3 protein-coding genes are annotated in these 2,697 nt (G+C 71.3%); 1 reads left to right on the top strand and 2 read right to left on the bottom strand.

Going from position 1 to position 2,697, the window contains the following annotated elements; genetic code table 11:
* The first annotated feature begins 216 nt into the window (after positions 1-216).
* Positions 217-1,632, top strand: a complete 1,416-nt coding sequence (locus tag Q7W29_04900) for an arylsulfotransferase family protein (protein ID MDO9171153.1) — start codon at positions 217-219, stop codon at positions 1,630-1,632.
* A gap of 16 nt (positions 1,633-1,648) precedes the next feature.
* Here the strand turns inward: Q7W29_04900 and Q7W29_04905 are convergent, their stop codons facing one another.
* Together Q7W29_04905 and Q7W29_04910 are read right to left on the bottom strand one after the other, a co-directional pair.
* Entirely contained in the window at positions 1,649-2,011 is a 363-nt protein-coding gene (locus Q7W29_04905) for a hypothetical protein (GenBank protein MDO9171154.1), read from the bottom strand.
* Positions 2,012-2,226: 215 nt separating this feature from the next.
* A partial coding sequence (locus Q7W29_04910; GenBank protein MDO9171155.1) for a hypothetical protein occupies positions 2,227-2,697 on the bottom strand: 471 nt, incomplete at its 5' end.

The raw sequence follows: 2,697 nt of genomic DNA on the forward strand, positions 1-2,697 counted from the left end.
GCGCGTGGCCCTCGCCATCGCCGTCGTCGTCCATGACGGACCACAGGCCGGGCAGGTCGTGTCCGGGGGGCGGGTATCCGCGCACGATAAGGGCGGGGGCGGGAGGCGTCAAGCGGGCCAAGCCACCGGGAACCCGATCCGTCCCGCGACCGCGCCCGGCGGCTGTGCTATGATGCCGTCGTCCCGGATCCATCGTCAGTGATCGGATGATCGCCCATGTTCCGACGCGGTCGGCTTCGCACGGCGGACAGGCGCCCCGCACGCCGGGCGGCCGCCCTGCTGTGGGTGATCGCGATCCTGGCCGTCGCGGCCGGCGCCGCCGTCCTGATCGGCGGCCGCGATTCCTTCCCGATGCGCATCGCCGACGCCGCCGCGCGCCGCCTGCACCCCCCGCCCCCCGGACACGACCTACCCGGCCAGTGGTCCGTCATGGACGACGACGGCGATGGCGAGGGCCACGCGCTGAGCCGGGTCCAACGCGCCGCGGCCCGCAAGCTCCTGAGCCTCGGCTACGCGGCCGGCACCCGCCCGCCGCCGGCGCGATCCGGCACGACGCGGCACGACCCCGCCCGCAGCGGGCGCGAACTCATGTTCTTCGTGTCCGGCCACGCGCCCGAGGCGTTGCTGATCACGCGCGCGGGCGAGGTGCGGCACCGCTGGCACTGCGACTACCGCGACGTGGCGGCCACCGGCCCGGACGCCTTCCTGCCCCCGGGCCGCAACAACGCCACCGGCTGCTGGCGGCGGGCCCACCTCTTTCCCGACGGCGGCATCCTCGCGATCTACGAGGGGCACGGCCTGGTCCGGCTGGACCGGGATTCGCGCCTGCTCTGGGCCTACCCCGGCCACTGCCACCACGACCTGCACGTGGACGACGACGGCCGCATCTGGGTGCTGACGCGCGAGGCGGAACTCGCGCCGCGCTTCGGCGGCGACGTGCCCGCGCTGCTGGACTACTTCACGGTGCTGAGTCCCGAGGGGAAGTTCGAGCGGCGGATCCCGCTGCTCGCCGCCCTGGAGTCGTCGCCGTTCGCTTCGCTGCTGGACGCGGCGCCGGCCGGCGGCGACGTCTTCCACACCAACACCCTGGAGCGTCTGGACGGCTCCCTCGCCCACCTGTCGCCGCTCTTCGCCCGGGGGAACATCCTGACCTCGATCCGCGAACTGAACGCCCTGGCCATCCTCGACCCCCGGCGCGGGACGGTCGTCTGGGCCCTGACCGGCCCCTGGGTCAAGCAGCACCAGCCGACCCTGCTGCCGACGGGGCGCCTCCTGCTGTTCGACAACCTGGGGCGCGGCGGCCGTTCGCAGGTCCTGGAGGTGGACCCGCTCACGCGGGAGATCGTCTGGCGGTACGCCGACGGACCCGACCACCGCCTGTTTTCCGCGACCTGCGGCTCCGCTCAGCGCCTGCCCGGCGGCAACACCCTGATCGTCGAGTCCGACAACGGGCGCGCGCTGGAGGTGACGCCGGACGGCGTCATCGTCTGGGAATACCGCAACGAGCAGCGCGCGGGCGAACACGGGGAACTGATCGCCGCGATCCTGGACATGGTGGCGTTGCCGGAGGGGTTCCCGGTCGGGTGGCTGGATGAGGGGGGCGTCCGGGCAGCCGGCGCGCGTTCACGATGAAGTGGAAACGGATGCCTCAACCCTTCAACCACGCGAGCGCCGCCTCGGGGTCGGTGAACAGCTTGACCTGGTTGCCGACATTGACCGAAGTCGTCTCCAGGAAGTCGAAATCCGGCGTGATCTCGGTGACGACCAGGGCGCGCTTGATGCCGCCGGACACCCCGGCCTCCTTCACGACCCTGGGGATCGAGTAGAGATCGAGCGTCGAGGAGGTGACCTGCGCCTCGCGCAGGTCGTTCAGGAAGCGGTGGCAGCCGTGCTTCCGGACGAGTGGCGCCAGTTCGCCGGCCACCCCCTTCGCGACGGCGGCGTCCAGCTTCCCGTGCACCCGGCCCCTGATGATGTCCTGATCCTCGTCATACCACAGTTCGAAGTTCATGGCCGCCTTCCCTGGTAGCATCCCCCCGTGGGCAGGACCGTCATGATGCGACGACGACGAGCAGCCCTGCGACGGCGCCCGGAACAATGACTTGGCGAATTGCAGCGGGCGAGTCGAAAACCGTAGCCGTGCGCCGGCGGAGCGGGTCCGGCCCGGGCACCCCATCGAGGGCGATACGGGGGGATGATCCCACAACGTCAGGACCACGACCAGAGCTATATCGGCCCGTCGGTCGCGGCGTCCGCCACGATCCTGCCGCCGCGCACCGTCGCACCCAGGACGATGCCCGCGCTGATGAGCACCAGGTTCTTGATGATGTACTGGCCCTCGAGCGTGGGGGCGTAGGGGAAGCGCGTGAACGTCTCGCCCGGGAAGAAGAACAGCGGGGTCATCGCGCCGAGCATCTGCAGGAACAGCAGCAGCAGCGTCGCGCGCAGGTAGGCGCCGGACAGCAGGCCCGCGCCGATGAGGGCCTCCCAGGCGGCGAGCAGCACGATGGCGGTCCCGTGCGGCAGCAGGCCGAAGGTCAGGACGTCGATGGTCCGCACCGCGAGGTCCTGGGCGGGGCTGAGGCCAGGAAAGAACTTGAGTCCGCCGAACCACAGGAACACGATCCCGACGCTCATCCGCAGCAGGAGGAGGCCGTGCTTGGCCATCAGGGCCGTGATGCGGATGTCCGCCCGGTC

The sequence above is a fragment of the bacterium genome (assembly GCA_030654305.1).
Classification (GTDB): Bacteria; Krumholzibacteriota; Krumholzibacteriia; order LZORAL124-64-63; family LZORAL124-64-63; genus PNOJ01.